This window comes from Kaistella haifensis DSM 19056 (genome assembly GCF_000735695.2).
Classification (GTDB): domain Bacteria; phylum Bacteroidota; class Bacteroidia; order Flavobacteriales; family Weeksellaceae; genus Kaistella; species Kaistella haifensis.
Genome location: NZ_JASZ02000072.1, coordinates 1 through 2,123, shown reverse-complemented (window position 1 = coordinate 2,123; position 2,123 = coordinate 1). Strand labels below are relative to the sequence as shown.

2 protein-coding genes and 1 pseudogene are annotated in these 2,123 nt (G+C 33.2%); 1 reads left to right on the top strand and 2 read right to left on the bottom strand.

Features of this window, described 5'->3' with window-relative positions:
- Positions 1 to 546, top strand: a 546-nt coding sequence (locus AP75_RS13820; RefSeq protein WP_143755936.1) for a transposase, incomplete at its 5' end; no start/stop codon positions are given.
- Positions 547 to 572: 26 nt separating this feature from the next.
- Here AP75_RS13820 and AP75_RS13815 read toward each other — a convergent pair.
- Positions 573 to 1,772, bottom strand: a complete 1,200-nt coding sequence (locus AP75_RS13815) for an NACHT domain-containing protein (RefSeq protein ID WP_088264994.1) — start codon at positions 1,770 to 1,772, stop codon at positions 573 to 575.
- Positions 1,773 to 1,832: 60 nt separating this feature from the next.
- A pseudogene (locus AP75_RS13810) lies at positions 1,833 to 2,123 on the bottom strand (hypothetical protein); the annotation flags it as partial.

The window sequence follows — 2,123 nt, the reverse complement described above, 5'->3', positions numbered from 1 at the left end:
AACAAAAATGCGGTAAGCCAAACGGATATGAATTTAATTGCTTACCAATACTTCGAAGGTGTAGATCTGATGGCTATTGAAGGGGTAAGTGAGGGATTGATTATGACCCTTATTGCTGAAATCGGATTAGACGGTATTAGGAAATTCCCCACTGCTAAACAGTTCACGGCCTGGCTTAGGCTTGCGCCAAACAACAAGATAAGCGGAGGCAAGGTGCTGTCCAACCACATCCCGAAAGGAAGTTCAAGGCTCAAAATTGCCTTTCGAAACACTGCCAATGCCATCGGTAATCTCAAAGAAGGCTGGCTCGCAGACTTTTTCAAAAGGTTGAACTACAAGAAAGGAAGAGCAACTGCTGTCTCTGCACTGGCCCGCAAACTTGCCGTCATCATCTGGAACATGCTTGTGAAAGGGCAAAGCTACCAACCACCTTCACTATATCTGTTCCTTGACGAGAAAAGAAAAATTGCTGCAGCCAAAAGAATTCAAAAACAAATCACTAAATTTGGATTGACTGACAGAGATATTGAAATCACAAAATACTGATTATCAATATTAAAATTTAACGTTAGTCAGAATCTGCTTATAAAAAATGCAGTAAAATATTCTTGCATTGACCTATGTGGAAAGAAATATTCAAACCCGTCCAAAACTAAGATAGATATCGTAGTTCTTAAATCGTAAATAAACTTTTGAGTTTCAAATTTATAATTTGTAGATTCCTTTACTTTATTTAAAGTGTCCGTCAAGAATTCTTCAGTAAATTTATAATCTCCGTCAATTGAACTTATGTATGAAAATACGCTAAGGATATCTTCAAAATCATCTCTTTGAAGGTTTGACTGTTTTTCTCTTGGAAAACTATTTTTTGTAATTCCATCGTGTTTTGAATAAAGCGTATCAAACACGTTTCTATAAAATGCACTTTTCTTTTGAGGTATTTCGGGATGATTTTCGAATGCTAATATGAACATTGACAAAAGTAGAGGGTTACGAAGGAATTCAAAGTAACTGTCATTTGTAGGATCATTAACAATGTCTGAAATTCTTTGTTTCCGTTCATCATTTTCTACTATCTTATCTATAAAATTTATTACGTCCTCATTTGTCAATTTTTCGACTTTAAAATCAAAAAATCTATTAAATATCTCAATACCACTTCCTGGTCTAGTTGAAATAACAAAATTATTATTACTATACTGATCAATAAAATATTCTAATTGGCGATTAATATCATCTTTTTTATGGGAAAATATTTCATCATATCCGTCAAATAAAAACAAGAACTTTCCTGTTTGTAATGAGCGTTTTAAAATTTTAGAATTTGGCTTTACATTGTTATTTAATATTTTGTCTGTTATAAGCTTTTCTATGTTCCCATCGTAATCATTTAGGTGACGTAGTTCAATTAGAATTGGTATTCTGGTTTTCTCAAATAGACTCTTTAAAAAAAGATGTTTGATCAGAGTAGTTTTCCCACTTCCTGCAGAACCATTAATAATTATTTTTGAATATGAAGAAAATAGCTCTTCGATATCAGAAAAATTAGTAGTCAATTTATTATGTTTTGCTTTGATGGGATAATAAATATCATAGAACTTGACCTTTTCACTTCTATGTATGAATGTATTTGTGAAAAAATATTTGTGGGTTTGAGAGTAAAGGTAGTCATCAAGACCTATATCAAAAAAATTTTTCCATTCATCGCTAACGGAATTGTATAAGTCTTTTAATGGCTGAATTAGGGATGTTACTTCTAAACTTTTATCCATATTAAAATTTTTTCTTTCAATTATATTATTCTGACTAACGTTAAATTTTAATATTGATAATCAGTATTTTGTGATTTCAATATCTCTGTCAGTCAATCCAAATTTAGTGATTTGTTTTTGAATTCTTTTGGCTGCAGCAATTTTTCTTTTCTCGTCAAGGAACAGATATAGTGAAGGTGGTTGGTAGCTTTGCCCTTTCACAAGCATGTTCCAGATGATGACGGCAAGTTTGCGGGCCAGTGCAGAGACAGCAGTTGCTCTTCCTTTCTTGTAGTTCAACCTTTTGAAAAAGTCTGCGAGCCAGCCTTCTTTGAGATTACCGATGGCATTGGCAGTGTTTCGAAAGGCAAT